Origin of the sequence: Glaciihabitans sp. UYNi722 (genome assembly GCF_040549465.1) — a bacterium.
In the GTDB taxonomy this organism is placed as follows: Bacteria; Actinomycetota; Actinomycetes; order Actinomycetales; family Microbacteriaceae; genus Lacisediminihabitans.
Genome location: NZ_JBEPTL010000003.1, coordinates 152,344 through 170,339 on the forward strand (window position 1 = coordinate 152,344; position 17,996 = coordinate 170,339).

The 17,996-nt window shown below is 63.8% G+C and carries 16 protein-coding genes; 12 read left to right on the top strand and 4 right to left on the bottom strand.

What is annotated here, in order from left to right; genetic code table 11:
* Positions 1 to 37: 37 nt before the first annotated feature.
* From ABIB56_RS03310 to def, 3 genes are read left to right on the top strand one after another with little or no spacing between them, the layout of a single operon-like run.
* On the top strand, positions 38 to 1,351 hold the full coding sequence (locus ABIB56_RS03310) for a MinD/ParA family ATP-binding protein (protein ID WP_354567465.1): 1,314 nt from the start codon (positions 38 to 40) through the stop codon (positions 1,349 to 1,351).
* Entirely contained in the window at positions 1,344 to 2,777 is a 1,434-nt protein-coding gene (locus ABIB56_RS03315) for a mycothione reductase (RefSeq protein WP_354567467.1), read from the top strand. The genes ABIB56_RS03310 and ABIB56_RS03315 overlap by 8 nt, the downstream gene beginning before the upstream one ends.
* Positions 2,774 to 3,262: a peptide deformylase gene (gene def / locus ABIB56_RS03320; RefSeq protein ID WP_354567469.1), complete on the top strand. Its 489-nt coding sequence runs from the start codon at positions 2,774 to 2,776 to the stop codon at positions 3,260 to 3,262. Before ABIB56_RS03315 ends, def begins: the two co-directional genes overlap by 4 nt.
* 54 nt (positions 3,263 to 3,316) lie before the next feature.
* On the opposite strand, the gene ABIB56_RS03325 is transcribed toward def, so the two are convergent.
* Positions 3,317 to 5,137, bottom strand: a complete 1,821-nt coding sequence (locus ABIB56_RS03325; RefSeq protein ID WP_354567471.1) for an AMP-dependent synthetase/ligase — start codon at positions 5,135 to 5,137, stop codon at positions 3,317 to 3,319.
* 177 nt (positions 5,138 to 5,314) lie between these two features.
* Here ABIB56_RS03325 and ABIB56_RS03330 point away from each other — a divergent pair, with 177 nt between their 5' ends.
* The 3 genes from ABIB56_RS03330 to ABIB56_RS03340 are packed head-to-tail and all read left to right on the top strand — an operon-like array spanning position 5,315 to position 8,413.
* Entirely contained in the window at positions 5,315 to 6,262 is a 948-nt protein-coding gene (locus tag ABIB56_RS03330) for an ROK family glucokinase (protein WP_354567473.1), read from the top strand.
* Between the two features lie 27 nt (positions 6,263 to 6,289).
* Positions 6,290 to 6,979, top strand: coding sequence for a lysophospholipid acyltransferase family protein (locus tag ABIB56_RS03335; RefSeq protein ID WP_354567475.1), 690 nt, complete (start codon positions 6,290 to 6,292; stop codon positions 6,977 to 6,979).
* Between the two features lie 60 nt (positions 6,980 to 7,039).
* Complete coding sequence (locus tag ABIB56_RS03340) at positions 7,040 to 8,413, top strand: class II 3-deoxy-7-phosphoheptulonate synthase (RefSeq protein WP_354567477.1); 1,374 nt, start codon at positions 7,040 to 7,042, stop codon at positions 8,411 to 8,413.
* A 43-nt stretch (positions 8,414 to 8,456) separates the two neighbouring features.
* Here the strand turns inward: ABIB56_RS03340 and pknB are convergent, their stop codons facing one another.
* On the bottom strand, positions 8,457 to 10,412 hold the full coding sequence (pknB, locus tag ABIB56_RS03345; RefSeq protein WP_354567479.1) for a Stk1 family PASTA domain-containing Ser/Thr kinase: 1,956 nt from the start codon (positions 10,410 to 10,412) through the stop codon (positions 8,457 to 8,459).
* A 62-nt stretch (positions 10,413 to 10,474) separates the two neighbouring features.
* A complete protein-coding gene (locus tag ABIB56_RS03350; RefSeq protein ID WP_502917539.1) occupies positions 10,475 to 11,797 on the bottom strand; it encodes a LysM peptidoglycan-binding domain-containing protein in 1,323 nt (440 codons plus the stop codon).
* 170 nt (positions 11,798 to 11,967) lie between these two features.
* On the opposite strand from ABIB56_RS03350, the gene ABIB56_RS03355 reads away from it, so the two are divergent.
* Positions 11,968 to 12,309, top strand: a complete 342-nt coding sequence (locus ABIB56_RS03355) for an Rv2175c family DNA-binding protein (RefSeq protein WP_354567483.1) — start codon at positions 11,968 to 11,970, stop codon at positions 12,307 to 12,309.
* Positions 12,310 to 12,319: 10 nt separating this feature from the next.
* On the opposite strand, the gene ABIB56_RS03360 is transcribed toward ABIB56_RS03355, so the two are convergent.
* Complete coding sequence (locus ABIB56_RS03360) at positions 12,320 to 13,441, bottom strand: polyprenyl synthetase family protein (RefSeq protein WP_354567484.1); 1,122 nt, start codon at positions 13,439 to 13,441, stop codon at positions 12,320 to 12,322.
* Between the two features lie 77 nt (positions 13,442 to 13,518).
* Between ABIB56_RS03360 and ABIB56_RS03365 the strand changes: the two genes are divergently transcribed.
* The 5 genes from ABIB56_RS03365 to ABIB56_RS03385 all read left to right on the top strand — a co-directional run bounded on the left by ABIB56_RS03365 (position 13,519) and on the right by ABIB56_RS03385 (position 17,989).
* On the top strand, positions 13,519 to 13,887 hold the full coding sequence (locus ABIB56_RS03365) for an SCO2097 family morphological protein (RefSeq protein WP_354567486.1): 369 nt from the start codon (positions 13,519 to 13,521) through the stop codon (positions 13,885 to 13,887).
* A 220-nt stretch (positions 13,888 to 14,107) separates the two neighbouring features.
* Positions 14,108 to 14,539, top strand: a complete 432-nt coding sequence (gene mraZ, locus ABIB56_RS03370) for a division/cell wall cluster transcriptional repressor MraZ (protein ID WP_354567488.1) — start codon at positions 14,108 to 14,110, stop codon at positions 14,537 to 14,539.
* Positions 14,540 to 14,642: 103 nt separating this feature from the next.
* Complete coding sequence (gene rsmH, locus ABIB56_RS03375; RefSeq protein ID WP_354567572.1) at positions 14,643 to 15,596, top strand: 16S rRNA (cytosine(1402)-N(4))-methyltransferase RsmH; 954 nt, start codon at positions 14,643 to 14,645, stop codon at positions 15,594 to 15,596.
* On the top strand, positions 15,593 to 16,192 hold the full coding sequence (gene ftsL / locus ABIB56_RS03380; protein ID WP_354567490.1) for a cell division protein FtsL: 600 nt from the start codon (positions 15,593 to 15,595) through the stop codon (positions 16,190 to 16,192). Before rsmH ends, ftsL begins: the two co-directional genes overlap by 4 nt.
* A gap of 36 nt (positions 16,193 to 16,228) precedes the next feature.
* Positions 16,229 to 17,989, top strand: coding sequence for a peptidoglycan D,D-transpeptidase FtsI family protein (locus ABIB56_RS03385; RefSeq protein WP_354567492.1), 1,761 nt, complete (start codon positions 16,229 to 16,231; stop codon positions 17,987 to 17,989).
* The last annotated feature ends 7 nt before the right edge of the window (positions 17,990 to 17,996 follow it).

Genomic DNA, 17,996 nt, shown 5'->3' on the forward strand with positions numbered 1-17,996 from the left:
TAAACTAGAGGGTTGAAACAACGGAAGGTGCTGCTCAATGGCAATCAGAGACAGGCAGTCTGACGAGCACGGGGGATACCCGGGTTCTGAAGACGATGTCGACCTGGTCGACACGCGGTCCGACGACCTCGCTTCCAGCCTGCCCGAGAGTCTCACCATCGAGGTGAGCCTGCCGAACACGGTCCACGCCGCCCCGGAGGACGAACTTGCGGTGGCGATCGTCGAGGTGCCGGTCAACCCGGGATTCGTCGAGGTCACCGAGCCGACCACCACCTCCATTCCCGTCGTGGCGCCGCAGGCAGCACCGGAGCCGGAGCCTGAGGCACCGTTCATCCCGGACCTGCCGAGCAACGACGATCGCGCCCTCAGCCGACGCGACAGGATGCGCGCCGAAGTCTCGAACACGCCGGAAGCGGCGGGCATGCTCACCGCCGATCGCCTGATCGACAAGCGCAGGAATAAGCGCGTCAAGCCGGAGGGTGGACTGAACGCCTTCCTCTATGCGATCACGCTCCATGCGGTCAATCGCGGCGACTCCCGGAAAGTACGCGCACGCAAAGCCGTCGAGGCGCGCATCGACAAGAAGTTCGAGGGCGGAGCCCGCTTCATCCCGGTGCTGACCCGTAAGGGCGGTGTCGGCAAGACCACTATCACCGCACTGCTCGGCATGGCCATGTCTGACGCTCGCGAAGACCGGGTAATCGCGATCGACGCGAACCCGGATCGTGGAACCCTCTCCGAGCGCGTCAACAAACAGACCAGATCCACGGTTCGCGACGTCGTGACCATGGCGCCGTCGATCACCAGCTTCAACGACTTCACGACGATGGTCTCCCGCGACGAAACCCGTCTCGACATCCTCGCCTCCGACACCGACCCGCTGCTCTCCGAGGCCTTCGATGAGAACGACTACAACGTGGTCGCAGATCTCGCCGCCCGGTTCTATTCGATCGTGTTGACCGACTGCGGCACGGGCATCGTGCACTCCGTTATGCGGGCAACACTGCAGCGCGCAGACTCCGTGGTGATCGTTTCAGGCGGCAGCGTCGACGAGGCCCGTCTCGCTTCGGAGACTCTGACCTGGCTGGAGGCCAACGGATACGGTGCGCTCGTGCGCAACGCTGTGGTCGCTCTCAACACAGGAACCCAGGGAACCAACCTCGTGAAGCTCGAGGAGATCGAGGCCCACTTCAAGTCGCGGGTGCGCGAGATCGTACGGATTCCCTACGACCCGCAGCTCGCCGCCGGTTCGGTGATCAACTACAAGGAACTCAGACCGCTCACCAAGGCATCCGCTCGGGAACTCGCCGCCCTCGTGACGGACGGCCTGCCGGCTCGCCAGGGTGCCTGAGCGTGTCGAGCCCGACGACCGGGCACCGCGGCAGTTCGACCTCGTCATCATCGGTGGCGGTTCGGGCAACTCGATCATCAACAGGGAGTTCTCCCACCTGTCGATCGCGCTCATCGATGACGGCGCCCACTTCGGTGGCACCTGCCTCAACGCGGGATGCATCCCGACCAAGATGTTCGTGCACGTGGCGGATGTCGCGGCCGATGCCGCGGACGGCTCGAGACTCGGACTCCATTCGTTACCTCCCCGAGTGGAGTGGGAGAGCATCCGTGATCGCGTATTCACGCGTACCGACGGCCTGAGCGAAGCCGGGTTCCGCAACCGCGACGTGAAGATCCCCAACGTCACGGTGTTCCGGGAAAGCTTCGGCTTCGAGAGCCGGCACGTGCTAGTGAGTGCGAGTGGCGAGAGGATTCGTGGCGAACGGATCGTCATCGCCGCGGGGTCGCGCCCGCGCCCGCTAGTCGCCGCCTACGAGCCAGGGCCGGGCATCCACGACTCCGACTCGATCATGAGAATCGACGAGCTGCCTACCTCACTGGTGATCATCGGCGGAGGAGCTGTCGCCGTCGAGTTCGCGCACATCTTCTCTGCCCTGGGTGTCGAGGTCACCCAGGTCATTCGTGGCCAACGGCTGCTCAGCTCGATGGACGTCGACGTCTCAGCCCGCTTCACCGAGTTCGCAGCGACCCAGTGGCGACTGCTGACGGGCACGACAGTCGAGTCGATCGAGAGGGGCGACCGGCTGAGTCTCCAACTCGATAAGGGTGACACCCTCGAAGCCGAAAGCGTGCTGGTCGCGCTCGGTCGCATCCCGAACACCGACACGCTCGCCCTCGAAGCGGCAGGTTTCGACCTACATGCCGACGGGCGTCTCGCTGTCGACGATCGACAGCGCGCCCTGGTCGGTGGCCGGCCAGCGGCGGGTATCTACGGCCTCGGTGACGTGTCGTCCGAATGGCAGCTCAAACATGTCGCCAATCACCAGGCGCGCATCGTGCAGAACAACCTGCTGCACCCGGATGACCAGGTAGGGGGCGGGGACCCTGGTCCGGTCCCCGCGGCGATCTTCAGTCGTCCCCAGGTCGCCCACTTCGGTCTCACCGAGGTCGAGGCGCCGAACGCAGTCGTCGTCACCCGCGATTACTCGTCCACCGCCTACGGCTGGGCGCTCGAAGACACCACCAGTTTCTGCAAGCTCGTGGTCGACAGCGGAAGCGGACTCATTCTCGGCGCGCATATTATTGGGCCGGAAGCCAGCATCCTTATCCAGCCGCTCGTGCTCGCCGCGAGCCGTGGCCTGTCGATTCGTGGTCTGGCCCGCTCGATGTACTGGCCGCACCCGGCCGCGAGCGAGGTCGTGGAGAATGCCCTGTTGGATGCAGAGAAAGAACTCGCACAAGAGAGAGTGAGCACGCAGGAATGACGGAACGACAGATCAGGCTCTTCGGCGATCCAGTGCTGAAGACGGTCTCGGATCCCATCACGCTGACCGACGACGTCACCGGCCTCGTCGAAGACCTCGTGGAGACGGTGAAAGTACCAGGCCGAGCCGGTGTCGCGGCACCGCAGATCGGGGTGAACCAGCGCGCGTTCAGCTACAACGTCGACGGCGAGGTTGGCTACATCATCAATCCGGTGATCGCCGATCTCTCTGGCGAGCCCGAGCTCATGGACGAGGGCTGTCTCTCGGTGCCCGGCTTCTACTTTCCGCGACTGCGCTACCCCAATGCCCGTGTCACGGGGCAAGACCTGCAGGGTAATCCCATCGAGTTGAGTGGCACCGGTGTGATGGCCCAGGCGCTGCAACACGAGACCGACCACCTCAATGGCAAGCTCTACATCGACGGCCTGGAAAAAGATGTGAAGCGTGAGGCCATGCGCCTCATCCGCGAGTCAGACTGGTTCTAGCCGAGGGTCGCTAATTCAGCCTGCCGATGTCCCGACAGGCTGGAACGACCGGGTCTAGTGCGCGACGCCCTCGGAGGCCGGAGCGCCCTGGTACATGCCCTCGATCACGTCGGCGAAATCCTCGAGGATGACGTTGCGCTTGATGCTGAGCTTCGGTGTCAGGTGTCCGCTCGCCTCCGTGAGGTCCTTGGGCAGGATCACGAACTTGCGGATGGACTCAGCCCTCGAGACTGTCGAGTTGGCGGCATCCACGGCACGCTGCACCTCGGCGATCACCTTCGGGTTGGTCATCGCCTCGGAGAGGCTCATGGTGGCGTCTTCTCCGTTGTTGTGCAGCCAGACCGGGAGCATCTCCTCGTCGAGAGTGACGAGGGCGGAGATGAACGGCTTCTGCTCGCCGACCGCGATCACCTGGCCAATGATCGGATTGGCGCGGATGGGATCCTCGAGCTGGGCGGGGGAGACGTTCTTGCCGCCCGCCGTGACGATAATCTCCTTCTTGCGGCCGGTGATGGTGAGGTAGCCCTCGTTGTCGATTTCACCGATGTCACCGGTCTTAAACCAGTCACCATCGAAGACCTTCGCGGTCTCCTCGGGGTTGTTCCAGTAGCCATCGAAGATGTCGATTCCCTTGGCCTGGATCTCGCCGTCGGCCGCGATGCGCACCGACATGCCGGGCAGCGGCGGACCGACCTTGCCGATCTTGAAGTTCGATGGCAGATTCACCGAGATCGGTGCCGTCGTCTCGGTAAGGCCGTAGCCCTCGAGGATGGTGATGCCGAGGCTGCGGTAGAAGTGTCCGAGGCGCAGTCCGAGTGGGGCAGATCCAGAGACCGCGTACTTGACGTTGCCGCCCATTGCCGTGCGGATCTTGGAGAGCACCAGTCGGTCGAGCACGGCGAACTTCACTCGCAGGCCGAAGGGGACCTTGCCGGCGTCCAGCGCTTTGGAGTGTGCGATCGCGACGGTGGCCGCCGTGCGGAAGATCGCGCCCCTGCCACCGGATTCCGCCTTCTGCTCCGAGGAGTTGTAGACCTTCTCGAACACCCGCGGAACCGCCAGCAGGAAGGTCGGCTTGAAGGATGTCATGGCCGGTAGCAGTTGTTTCGTGTCGGCCTGGTGACCAACCTTCACCCCGCCGTGCACGCTCAGTACCGCGATGAAGCGGGCGAAGATGTGGGCGGTGGTGATGAACAGCAGCGTGCTGGAGTTGGGGTTGACCACCTCGGAGATCGCCTGTGCCGCGTTGCGGCTCAGCTCCACGAAGTTCGAGTGCGTCAGCACACATCCCTTCGGTCGGCCCGTCGTGCCCGCCGTATAGATCAGGGTCGCCATGTCGGAACCCTTGGCGAGCGTGCGGCGGCGCTCGATCTCCTCGTCGGGAACGTCAGTACCGGAGGCCGCGAGCTTGTCGAGGTCGCCGAGGTTGATCTTCCAAACGTGCTCGATGAGCGGGAGGTCGGCGTGCACCTCGTCGAAGCGGGCGAAGTGGTCGGGCGTCTCGGTGATCATGCCGATCGCGCCGGAGTCGGTGAGGTTCCACTGCACCTGGCTCGGGGACGACGTCTCGTACACCGGAACCAGGATCGCGCCGGCAAACCAGGTGGCGAAGTCGATGAGGGTCCACTCATAGCGCGTCTTGCACATGAGGCCGATCTTGTCGCCCGGCTGGATGCCAGAGGCGACGAGTCCCTTCGACAGAGCGACGACCTGGCGCAGGAACTCTTTCGCGCTCACGTCTTCCCAGCCGCCATTGGCTGTAGGAAGCGCGAAGAGCGCGAGGTCGGGGGTAGCGGCGACGCGATCCACGAGCAGATCGCTTGCGTTGGCATCCGGGTCTGCTGTGACCACAGCGGGTGCGTCGAACTGTTCCACGGCAACTCCTTCGGTACCGGTGCGGTAGGTGCTGTCAGCCTACCGGGGCGATGCGGGTGACCCGCCGTAAATAGCGTGTGGCACCAGCCTTGCCTAAACTCTAGGTGGTGCGTCTGGGGAACCAATGAGGATTCGACCCGCGCCATTCACTCGCAGACAAGAAGAGGTCTCTCGCTCGTGCACGCTATTGGAATCGACATCGGCGGCACCAAGATCGCCGGAGCGCTGGTCTCCGAACTCGGGGATATCATCGCCGAGGACCGCCTGCCAACCCCGGCCGGCGACTCCGAGGCGATCGTCGATGCCGTCGTCGCCATGATCGAGAAGCTCCGTGACGGGCACGAAGTCGCGGCGGCCGGTGTCGCTGCGCCCGGTTTCATCGATGCGGCCCAGTCCACTGTGTATTACACGCCTAACATCAGCTGGCGACACGAGCCGCTCCGGCAGCGCCTGATGGAGCGCCTCGACCTCGACATCACCATCGACAACGACGCGAATGCCGCCGGTTGGGCGGAGTTCCGCTTCGGCGCCGGCCGGCTCGTGAGCGACATGACCATGCTCACCATCGGTACAGGCGTCGGCGGTGCGATCGTCACCCAGGACCGCCTGTTCCGCGGCGGTTTCGGTACCGGAGCCGAACTCGGTCATATGCGCATCGTGCCGGACGGACTGCCGTGCGGCTGCGGTGCACGCGGCTGCATCGAACAGTACGGCTCGGGCAGGGCGCTCCTACGCATGGCGAACGAGATCGCGGATGTCGGCGGCATCGGTCTCGGCCTCGCTGCCGTGCGGCAGCAGAAGGGCGTGCTCGATGGCCCCGATGTCGCGGCACTCATCGTGAACGGCGACCCGGGTGCCGTGCAAGCGCTCCGCAAGCTTGGCGGCTGGCTCGGCGAGGCATGCGCGTCACTCAGCGCGGTGCTCGATCCACAGCTCTTCGTCTTCGGCGGAGGAGTGGCGGCAGCCGGCGACCTGCTGCTCGACCCGATCCGCGAGGCTTACCTCTCCCACCTTCCCGCCCGCGGTTATCACCCCGAACCGGAGTTCGTGATCGCCGAACTCGTCAACGACGCCGGTGTCGTCGGGGCCGCTGACCTCGCCCGGCTGCACGTCGAGTCGCGGTAGAGTTTGATCTGTCGAAGGCGGGTCTGAATGTTCTACTGGTTCATGAAGAACCTGGTCGCGGGGCCGATTTTGAAGACGGTCTTCCGTCCATGGGTCACCGGCCACGAGAACATCCCGAAGACTGGTGGCGTCATTTTGGCGAGCAACCACCTCTCGTTCATCGACTCGGTGTTCCTCCCACTCGTCATAGACCGCCGCATCAGTTTTCTGGCGAAGAGCGACTACTACACGGCGCGCGGACCCAGGGGCTGGTTTATCAAGAATTTCCTCAAGGCCACCGGCATGCTGCCGATCGATCGCTCGGGCGGCAAAGCGTCGGAGGCCTCCCTCCAGACCGGTCTCACAGTGTTGGCCCATGGTGAGATGCTCGGCATCTACCCCGAGGGCACTCGCAGCCCCGATGGCAAGCTCTACCGCGGCCGCACCGGTGTCGCGCGCATGATTCTCGAGGGCGGTGTACCAGTCGTACCCGTCGCCATGATCGATACGGAGAAGGTGATGCCCATCGGGCAGCGGCTTCCGAAGGTGCGTCGTATCGGCATCGTAATCGGCGAGCCTCTCGACTTTTCCCGCTTCGAGGGCATGGAGGGCGACCGCTTCATCCTGCGTTCGATCACCGACGAGATCATGTACGAACTCGACCGCCTGAGCGGTCAGGAATATGTGGATGTCTACGCCTCTTCGGTTAAGGAGAAGCAGGGCTCGTCCAGCCGGTAGGCTGGCAAATCGGGTCTTTTGCCCGTCGTCTCCACCCGTCCCACCGAAGGAACACAGCCCGTGTTTGATCCGTCCGAAGATCCTGTCGTACTCGCCGATCCATCCGTGATCTCCGGGCTCGACTATTGGCGGACACTCCCGATCAAGCAGCAGCCACAGTGGCCGGATGCCTCGGCAGTCCAGGCGGCGTCCGATGAGCTCGCCACCCTCCCGCCCCTCGTCTTCGCTGGCGAGGTCGACGTGCTGCGTGAGCGTCTCGCCGCTGCCGCGCGCGGGCAGGCTTTCCTGCTGCAGGGCGGCGACTGCGCGGAGACCTTTGCCGGCGCCACGGCCGATCAGATCCGCAACCGCGTGAAGACGGTGCTGCAGATGGCTGTCGTATTGACCTACGGCGCATCCACGCCTGTCATCAAGATGGGCCGCATGGCCGGCCAGTTCGCGAAGCCCCGGTCGAGCGACACCGAGACCCGTGGCGACGTGACGCTGCCCGCCTATCGCGGCGATATCGTCAACGGCTACGACTTTACGCCCGAGTCGCGCGAAGCCGATCCGCGTCGCCTCGTGCAGGGTTACCACACCTCCGCCTCGACGCTCAATCTGGTGCGCGCCTTCACCCAGGGTGGTTTCGCCGACCTGCGCGAGGTGCATCGCTGGAACCAGGGCTTCGCCCGCAACCCGGCCAACGCGCGCTACGAGCAGATGGCACGCGACATCGATAAGGCGATCAAGTTCATGGAGGCGGCAGGCGCTGACTTCGAGGAACTCAGGCGGGTCGAGTTCTACACCAGCCACGAGGGCCTGCTCATGGACTACGAACGCCCGATGACGCGCGTCGATTCCCGCAACGGAACGCCGGTCAACACCTCGGCCCACTTCCTCTGGATCGGCGAGCGCACCCGCGACCTGGACGGCGCCCATGTCGACTACATGTCGCGCGTGCGTAATCCGATCGGGGTGAAGCTCGGCCCGACGACCACGGCAGACGACATGCGCCGCTTGATCGAGAAGCTTGATCCGAACCGCGAGCCAGGCCGCCTGACCTTCATCACTCGCATGGGCGCCGGCAAGGTTCGGGATGCTCTTCCTCCGCTGCTCGAGGCCATCAAGCAGGAGGACGCCAACCCGCTGTGGGTCAGCGACCCGATGCACGGCAACGGCCTGACCACGCCGAACGGCTATAAAACGCGCCGCTTCGACGACGTCGTTGACGAGGTCAAAGGGTTCTTCGAAGCGCACCGCGCTGCGGGAACCTACCCCGGCGGCATCCACATCGAGCTCACCGGCGACGACGTCACGGAGTGCCTCGGCGGCTCGGAGCAGATCGACGAGGCAACCCTCGCCACCCGTTACGAGTCACTGTGCGACCCGCGGCTCAATCACATGCAATCGCTGGAACTCGCGTTCCTCGTGGCCGAGGAACTCAGCGCTCGCTAGCGGATGCGCTCCGGTCACTATGCGCTGAGTCGCTGTTCCGACATTAGCCGCCGCCAGCCTGCAGAGCGATAGTCACGGTCGATCCCTTATCAACGGTCTCATCAGCCTTCGGGTTCACCGAACTGACCGTCACACTGTTCGGTGCTGCCGAGAGGAATTCGCTGATGCCATTTTTAAATTTGACCTGTAGGCCGACGTCGGCGATCACTTGTTTCGCGACTGTCCACGTCTTTCCGACGACATCCGGCACCTGCACCTGCGGCTTGCCCGAGGAAATGATGAGGTCGACGGTGCTGCCTTCGGTCACCGCCTTGCCGTTGTTCTGAGCCTGGGCACGGATGACCAGGCCTTTGGCGACGGTGTCGCTGGCTTCCTGCGTTGCGGCCGGTACGCCGGTGAGGTTCTTGCCGGACAGGATCGTCTTCGCCTCGCCGACCGCCTGGCCGGAGACATCCGGGATCGCACCGAGCGAGACAACGAGGGTGATCGGCTGCTTCTCGCCGTAGTTCTGCCCCTCGGTCAGCGCTGAACCGTCAGCACCGAGAGCGGAGATCACCAGGCCCTCGGCAATCTTCTGGTCGAACTGTTTGGTGGAGTCCTTCGAGGCGAATTTCGCCGAGGCAATCTTCTGCTTCGCATCGTCCTCCGTGAGACCAACGAGCTTGGGAACCGGAATGAGCTGCGGACCGCCGGAGACCACGAGACTCACCTGAGTTCCGTGGGCGAGCTGCGTTCCCGCTTTGGGTGTCGTTCCGACAACCAGGTCTTTCGCCACTGTCGTGGAGAAAACAGATGTGGTGGTGTCGCTCACGACGAGATCCTGAGCCTTCAAGGCGGCGCGCGCGGCATCCTGGGTCTGCCCTGAGACGCTCTGCACCGTGACCTTGGCACCCGGCCCTGCGCCGAAGTACCAGCCGGTTCCGCCGGCCGCCGCCGTGAGAAGGATGACCAGCGCGAAGAGCCAGAACCCCTTACGTCGACGTCGATCGCTTTTCGCCGCAAGTTCCGTCATGGACTCGGTGAGGACCGGGCCGGTGCGATGCCGCGCCTTGGGGGTGAGAATCTGGGTTTCAGCGGTCGACGATGGTGAGTCGACAGCGGTGGGCAGCACCATCGTGCGCTGGACGGCCGTCGCGCCGGTCACTCCGTCATCCTGGCGCAGCAGCGCCTCGGTCTCATGCAACTGTTCGAGCATCGCTCTCGCATCGCGGGGGCGCTGGTCGGGATCCCGTGCGGTCGCCCACAGAACGAGTTCGTCGAGTTCAGCCGGAACGCGAGGATTCTTGCTGCTCGGTGTCGGAACGGTGTCATTGGCGTGTTGGTGGGCGATCTGGAATGCCTGCTCGCCCTTGAAGGGCTGTTCGCCGGCAAGCATCTCGTAGAGCATGATGCCCACGGCGTAGATGTCGCTGCGGGTATCGGCCACTCCGCGGGTCACGAGCTCGGGGGAGAGGTAGGCGATCGTACCGAGCAGCGCATTGCCGGTGGCCGTGTTGGCGCTGGCCGCCCTCGCCAGGCCGAAGTCACCGATCTTGATACGTCCGTCATCCGCCAGCAGCACATTCTCGGGCTTCAGGTCCCTGTGCACGATGCCGTTCTTGTGCGCGGCGGCCAGCCCGGAAAGGAGTGCGTCCATGATGTCCATGGTCTGCACGGTGGTGAGCACTTTATGTTCCTGCAGCAGGTCGCGCAGGGTGATCCCCGGCAGGTACTCCATGACGAGGTAGGCGGTCTCGCCGTCCTGGCCCTGGTCATAGACGTTCACGACATTCGGATGCGCCAACCTCGCGGCCGAGCGCGCCTCCTGGATGAACCGTGCCTTGTACTGTGAATCGTCGGCGAGGTGACCGTGCATCACCTTGATCGCGACTCGGCGTTCGAGGCGCAGATCGGTCGCAAGATAGACGGTGGCCATACCTCCGCGAGCGATGCGTGAGCGCACCTGGTATCGGCCGTCGATGAGACGTCCGATCAACGGATCAGTGCTATTGGTACTCACGACCTGAGTCTAAAGTTGGCTGGCCAAAGCATCTCGTCAAAACACCGTGAGTGGCTAAAGCGTTACCTCAGGGCCGCCAGCCAGGAGCGCGCGGTTGTCTCCCACTTGGCGTAGGCATCGGGGTATCCGGAGAGTTGCACGGCCTGGGCCACCTGAGTCACGGTCTTCGACTGCCATCCGGAGATGTCGAGCAGGCCGCGGGTGTAACCCTTGTTCGGGTTGCTGGCTCCGCCGAAGAAGAGGCGGGCGGCGTAGGTCGTGTCGAGAATCTGGGCCGGCTTGCCCCATCCGGTGCTCGGACGCTGTTGGAACAGGCCGAGCGAGTCGCGGTCGCCGTAGTTGAGGTTGCGGAGCCCGGACTCTTGTGCGGCTGCGGCCAGCGCGATGACCAGTCCGTACTCCGGAACGCCAAGCGACTGTCCGACCTTGATGATGGTCTTCGCGTTGCCGGCCATTTCGGCGGTGAGCACTGTCGACTGCGGAATTATGGCCTGCGTGCTCGATGCGGGGACGATTGCTGCAGCGCCGGGGATGGCCAGGGTGCGGCCGGTGTAGATGATGCTCGACCAACCGAGTCCGTTTGCGGTGAGGAGCGCTTGCGTGGTCACGCCGAATTTGGCGGCGATCTTGCTGATCGTGTCGCCAGTGGCGATCACGTAGTTCGATGCGGTCGAAGGCTTCACGGAGACGACGGGTGTGAGGGCGACGGGTGTGATCGCGACCGGGCGCGCCGGAGCGACGGATGCCGACGCAGCACCGGGGATCGCAAGGGTCTGCCCTGGGTAGATGATGCTCGACCAGCCGAGTCCGTTGGCGCTCAGGAGGTTCTGCGTCGAAACGCCGAACTTCGCGGCGATGTGGCCGATGGTGTCGCCCCTGTGGATCGTGTACCTGCTGGTCGAAGCGGGTGCGGGTGCGGGTGCGGCCACGACGGCGACCGCACCTCCCGTGCTGAGCTTGAGGGTCTGCCCGGGGAAGATTGTCGACTTCCAGCCGAGGCCGTTGAGCGCGAGTACGGATGCCGTGGCGAGCCCGTAACGTCCGGCGATGCTGCTGATGGTGTCGCCCGCGACAACCCGGTACGTGGCCGGTGCAACCGCAATTGCCGTTTCGGCCGTGGAGACGGGAGCAGCGTTCGGATTGGTCGAGGCGCGCGCCGCCGCGGTGAAAGCATCGCGGATGGTCTTGCCGAGTTCCGAAGGAATCGATCGAGGCTTGTCGCCGCGCGGCTTGGCCTCCGCGGTCTGGATCGGCCCGGTCAGGGTTGTGCTGATAGCCATCGAGCCGGCGAGAACGATCGGCAAAGTCGTGAACAGGCTCTTGCTCAAACGACTCTGTTCCTTCGGCGTCGAATGTCGAGATTCATATCCTGGTGTGCTTGTCATGTGGTTCCCCGTCAACTCCCGGCCCCGAGCAGGCGTACTACTGCAATCAACCAACGCTGGCACAGATGTAACTCACTGTCAATTATCGTGACTGATGGGGTTTGAGTTAATTTGTTGGAAACATCCAAGTCCATGTTTGCGTCCGTCTACAGTTCTGGCAGGCTTGCAGGGTGACTACTGCCCCCGACATACGTTGGCTCACCATTCCCGATCTCGTCGACATCCTTGGAATCGGTGTCAGCAAAGTACGCCGCCTGATCGAAGACAAACAGCTGCTCGCCGTCAAAGTCGATGGAGCATGGAAGGTGCCGGAGTCCTTTGTGAGGGACAATGAACCACTCGGTGAACTTCGCGGCACCCTCCTTGTACTCCACGACAGCGGCTTCACCGACGATGAAGCGATGCACTGGCTGCTCTCCGACGAGGAGAGTCTGGGCACGGCTCCGATCGAAGCGCTCCGCTCGGGGCGCAAGGCCGAAGTGCGTCGCGTAGCGCAGGCGCTCGGCTTCTAGGTTCGAACGGCTACGCCGAGCGCTTGATCACTGTGTCGGCGAGTTGAACCAGCTGGTGCCGCGCCGCGCCGCTGATCGGGGAGTCGGTGATGGCTGCGACAGCGAGTTTCACGTTGTGGTCGATGATCCGTTCGACGTGTTCGACGGCTCCGCTATTGCGGATCGACGCCTGCAGCATCGAGATCTGCTGGGCGGAGAGATCCGCATCGCCGAGCAGTTCATCGAGAAGACTTGTCGCGTTCGTCGGCAGCTTGGTGCGCGCGAGTGCGATCAGCACCGTCCGCTTTCCTTCGCGAAGATCATCACCGGCGGGCTTGCCGGTCGTTTCCGGATCACCGAAGACGCCCAACAGGTCGTCCCGCAACTGGTACGCGATGCCGAGCGGCAGGCCGAAATCGCGCAACGCGATTACCTGTTCCGCACTGCCGCCTCCGAGCGCGGCCCCGATCGCCAGGGGAGCCTCGATGCTGTACTTGGCCGATTTGTAGACGATCACCCGGTGTGCCCTGCTGAGCAATTCCGGTTCGGGGTAGCTCTGCCACGAGCGCTCTTCGAGCACATCGAGGTATTGGCCAAGGGTGACCTCGGTACGCATCCGGTTGAATTCGAATCGCGCAGCATCACGCGCCTCGGTGCTGGCGAGACGTCTCGTGCCGGCGTCGAACAGCTCGTCGCTCCAGCCGAGAAGCAGATCGCCGAGGAGCAGGGCGGCGGACTGGCCAAAACTCTGCGCTTCGCCCGTCCATTCGCCTTCGTCGTGCAGGGATTCAAAGCGCTTGTGGGCAGACGCCAGACCGCGTCGCGTGTCTGAGTTATCCATAATGTCGTCGTGGACGAGAGCTGCAGCGTGGAAGATCTCGAGTGCACTCGCTGCGCCGACAACGGCCGAAAGGTCACTCGGCGGGGTGCTCTCGGTGATGACATCGGAACTGGTCGATTGTCCGGTGACGGCCTGCCATCCCCAGTAACAGAAGAGCGCACGGAACCTTTTGCCGCCGCGGAGTAGATCGCGTGAGAAATCGATGAAGGGAGAAAGATCGCCGCCGATGGATGCGAGGAGCGGTTGCCGCTCGTCAAGAAAGGCATCGATGTCCGCTTGGACCAGATCAACTAACCGCGTACTCTCAGCCACGGATATAGCCTAGCCACGCACGGGCGCATACAATTGAGAGTTAGCATGCGTCGGTCTCAATCATGAGAGGAGTCACCATGCCGCTGTCGGAACAGGAACAACGTCTCCTGGAGGAGATGGAGCGCAGTCTCTATCACAACGACGCCGATTTCGTCGCGACTGTAGGGACTCATCGAGGGCGCCCGAATGTCCGCACCGTCGTGATCGGCATCCTGATCGGAGTTTTCGGTATCGCCGTGATCGTGACAGGCGTGGTACTCCGTCTCCCGATCCTCGGCATCGCAGGCTTTGTCATCATGTTCGTCGGTGTTCTGATGGCCATCTCTTCTCCCCGGCGGGGCGCAGCCTCTCCGGCACCCGCGGAGCCCGCAGCTCGTCAACGCGCCAGTTTTATGGATCGTATGAATGAGCGTTGGGACAAGCGCCAGGACGGGCACGACGAGTAACACAGTTTTTCAGTAGGGCCGACCGCGAGGTCGGCCCTTTCTTTTTGCCCAAATTCGCGCCGTTCTTCTCCACAACCCTCCACCGGGTACTTACCTTTGTTTGCAGGGTGCGGTGCCCCAATATGGGGCACATTCACGCGAATATCGTTGTTTTGTGGTGGAGAGTGGAGTAAAGTGGAGCGTACCTGAATCCAGGCCGGAGAATAAGGGGGAGTGGCCGATGTTTCTTGGCACCCACACCCCGAAGCTCGACGACAAAGGCCGCGTTATTCTTCCGGCGAAATTCTGGTCGGAACTGGAATCCGGCATCGTGGTCACTCGCGGCCAGGAGCGCTGCCTCTACGTGTTCAGCACTCGTGAATTCGAGGAACTGCACGATCGCATCCGCCAGGCTCCCGTTACGAGCAAGCAGGCACGCGACTACCTGCGTCTTTTCCTTTCCGGCGCCAACGCCGAAGTGCCCGACAGTCAGCACCGCGTGACCATCCCCGCAGCGCTTCGCACCTACGCCGGCCTCGGCCGCGAACTCACGGTGATCGGCGCGGGCAACCGCGCGGAGATCTGGGACACCGCCGCGTGGGAGACCTACTACTCCGAGCAGGAGAGTGCTTTCGCCGAGACGACCGAGGAGGTGATCCCCGGGCTCTTCTAGCGCCTTGCTTCTGACTCCCAGCCGATCACACGCCCTGCCGCACTTCCCCGGTGGCAGGTCGGACCGGATGGGGATCAGGGACAAGGGGCCGGTACCGGTCACCATGGTCGAGAACCAGATCCACACCCCAGTCATGCTCGAACGCACCGTCGAGTTGCTCAGTCCAGCGCTCGGGCGACCCTCCGCCGTGCTCGTGGACGCCACGCTCGGCATGGCCGGCCACGCTGAGGCTTTCCTTGAGCGCTTCCCGGAGCTCACCCTCGTCGGGCTCGACCGCGACACTGACGCACTCGCCATCGCGGCGGAGCGGCTGGCGCGCTTCGGCGACCGTGTGCACCTGGTTCACACGGTCTACGACCGGTTCTCGGAGGCTCTCGACTCACTCGGCATCGACAAGGTTTCCGGTATCCTCTTCGACCTCGGCGTCTCGTCGCTTCAGCTCGACAGGGTGGAGCGCGGCTTCTCCTACTCGAAGGATGCCCCGCTCGACATGCGGATGGATGCGACCTCACCGCTCACCGCCGAGCGCATCCTCGCCGACTACAGCCAGACCGAACTGCGCCGCATCTTCTGGGAATACGGCGAGGAACGACTTGCCCAGCGGTACGCGAAGCGCATCGTCGAAAGCCGAGCGACGACCCCGCTCGTCCGCTCCGCCCAGCTCGTCGAACTCATCACGGCCGCCACCCCGGTGGCCGTGCAGCGCAACGGGCATCCGGCGAAGCGGGTCTTTCAGGCTCTTCGCATCGAGGTCAACCAGGAGCTGTCGGTGCTCGAAAGGGCCATTCCCGCGGCCATCGATGCGCTCGAAGTGAAGGGTCGCATCGTGGTGCTCGCGTACCAGTCGCTCGAAGACCGCATCGTCAAGCGGGCGCTTGCCGCGGCATCCTCCTCGACTACCCCCGCCGGACTTCCCATCGAGCTTCCGGAGCATCGTGCAGAACTCACGCTGCTCCTTCGTGGGGCAGAGCTTGCGACAGACGACGAAAAAGATATCAATCCACGGTCCGCGCCGGTTCGCCTGCGCGCAGCAGAGAGAGTGCGGAAGGCAGCATGAGCGGTAATCTCGCGGTTTCCCTCCCGACCCGCGCCCCGCGCGAGGTCGAGGAACACCCCCGTCATATCGAGGTCATCTCGACTAGGGCACAGCGCAAAGCACGGCCGCGCGTGGTGTACGCGCTCGTGGCGGTCGCCGGCCTCTTCGTCATCCTGATGTCTCAACTGCTGCTGAGCATCCTTCTATCGGATGGTGCCTACCAGATCGCTTCGCTCCAGCAGAATCACACTGAACTGGCACGCGACCAGCAGACGCTGACCGAGGAGCTGCACGTGCTGCATTCCCCGCAGAACCTGTCCGCTCAGGCGGCGGCGCTCGGGATGATCGCCAACGGCAGCGGCGCGGGATGGTTCAGGCTCTCCGACGGTACTGTGCTCCAGCCAGCGTCACCGGCCAGGGCAGCGGTCACCGGAACTACCGAGGCACCGCCGGTCGCCAACCAGTTGATCACGCCGCAGATCGCCGGGCTCGGCGCCACCGATCCAAACGCCACCGACCCAAACGGCCTGGCGGCGAATGGCGCGCCTGCCGGTACAACCGGAACCGGCTCTGTACCGTCGGGTCCGGGAGTACTGCCATCGCCCCAGACCCACTAGCGCGGCATCGGCATACCGAGAGTTAGGAAGCACCAGGTGAACAACCCTCGCATGAACCGTCGGCGCCTCGCCCTCTCGATCGTGGTGGTCTTCGTGGTCGTCGCGGTCTTCGCCGGCCGGCTGGTGGACATCCAGCTGGTGCGGGCGGATCAACTCAACAAAGATTCGCTCAGCAAGCGTGCAATCGCCGCTGTCACCTATGCGCCGCGCGGTCAGATCATCGACTCGAACGGGGTGATACTCGCCGACACCGTCACTCGCTACGACGTGACAGCGTCGCCGCGGACCATGCAGGGCGGATTCGACCGTAAGGCGAAGAACGGCACTGTCACGAAGGTCTCGCTGATGGATGTCGCGAACGAGATCGCAACCATCACGAAGCAGGATCCCTCTGCTGTCTATCTCTCGCTCTCGAAGAACCCCAAATCAGACTACGCGGTTGTCAGCAAGACCGTCGATACGACGAGCATGCGAGCGATTCGCGCCCTCAAGATCCCCGGCCTCTACTTTCCCTCGCACCCGATCCGCACCTACCCGACCGGCGCGGTCGCCGGAAACCTCACCGGATATATGAATACTGACGGGGCCGGCGGAGGTCTCGAACTCGGTTACGACAAGAGTTGCCTCGCGAGCGCCAACGGGACGTCCACCTACGAGAGGGGCGAGGACGGAGTGCAGATCCCCGGCAGCACGGTGACGAAGACGGCGGCCAAGCCCGGCGGCACGCTCAAGCTGACCATCGACGACGACCTGCAGTTCTTCACGGATCAGGCGATTGCCCAACAGGCGACGGCCATCGGAGCCACCTCGGCCACCGCGATCGTGTTCAGGATCAAGGACGCGCACATCATGGCGATGTCAGACTGGCCGAACGTCGATCCGAACAATGTTGACGGCACGCCGATTGACAATGTCGGCTCGCTCGCCTTCACTGCTCAGTACGAGCCGGGGTCGACGTTCAAGGCGATGTCCGCGGCGATCCTCATCGACACCGGAAAGGCCACACCCACGACACCGGGCGTGACCGTGCCGTCGGCGTGGAAGACGCCGGAGGGCGGCATGATCCACGACGCCGGGGCGCATGCGCCGGAGCGGCTCACGCTGACCGGGGTGCTGCAGCAGTCGTCCAACGTCGGAATCTCGATGCTCGGCTCGACGGTTTCCCCCAGCGTTCGCTACGACTACATGAAGAAATTCGGACTTGGCGAGAAGACGGCCGTCAACTTCCTCGGAGAGGCATCCGGCAGCCTCGCCAAGCATTGGGACGACCAGACCAAATACAACGTGCTCTACGGACAGGGCGTCTCGGCCACGCTGCCCCAGCTCGCCGGTATCTTCCAGACAATCGGAAACGGCGGGGTCAGGCTGCCATTGACGCTGGTCGAGGGCTGCACTCACCCCGACGGAACGGTGACCGATCTGCCGCAGACGGCAGGCGCCCGCGTGGTCGCCGAGTCGTCGGCCAAGACCGTGGTCAACATGCTCGAGAGTGTGGTCACCGGCGGCGAGTTGTCGAGGTCGCTGCAAATTCCCGGTTATCGGGTCGCGGCCAAGAGCGGCACGGCGGAGGTCGCGGAGCACGGCGTCTACTCGAGCGATCGCATCGTCTCGCTCGCAGGTCTCGCGCCAGCCGAGAATCCTCAGTACGGCGTTATCGTCACCTACACGAAGCCGGTTATCATGAAGTCTTCGGCCGCCGCGGCGCCGACCTTCCAGAAGATCATGACCGAGGTACTCACGAAGTACCGAGTCAGCCCGTCGACGACACCATCCACTAGTCCAGCGACGAACTGGTAAGAAATAT

Excerpts from the sequence above, each read along its gene's own strand:
- ABIB56_RS03365 (WP_354567486.1), top strand. The coding sequence starts at position 13,519 with ATGCCGCTGTCGGAACAGGAACAACGTCTCCTGGAGGAGATGGAGCGC.
- def (WP_354567469.1), top strand. The coding sequence starts at position 2,774 with ATGACGGAACGACAGATCAGGCTCTTCGGCGATCCAGTGCTGAAGACG.
- rsmH (WP_354567572.1), top strand. The coding sequence starts at position 14,643 with ATGGTCGAGAACCAGATCCACACCCCAGTCATGCTCGAACGCACCGTC.
- ABIB56_RS03310 (WP_354567465.1), top strand. The coding sequence starts at position 38 with ATGGCAATCAGAGACAGGCAGTCTGACGAGCACGGGGGATACCCGGGT.
- mraZ (WP_354567488.1), top strand. The coding sequence starts at position 14,108 with ATGTTTCTTGGCACCCACACCCCGAAGCTCGACGACAAAGGCCGCGTT.
- ABIB56_RS03350 (WP_502917539.1), bottom strand. The coding sequence starts at position 11,797 with ATGACAAGCACACCAGGATATGAATCTCGACATTCGACGCCGAAGGAA.
- ftsL (WP_354567490.1), top strand. The coding sequence starts at position 15,593 with ATGAGCGGTAATCTCGCGGTTTCCCTCCCGACCCGCGCCCCGCGCGAG.
- ABIB56_RS03335 (WP_354567475.1), top strand. The coding sequence starts at position 6,290 with ATGTTCTACTGGTTCATGAAGAACCTGGTCGCGGGGCCGATTTTGAAG.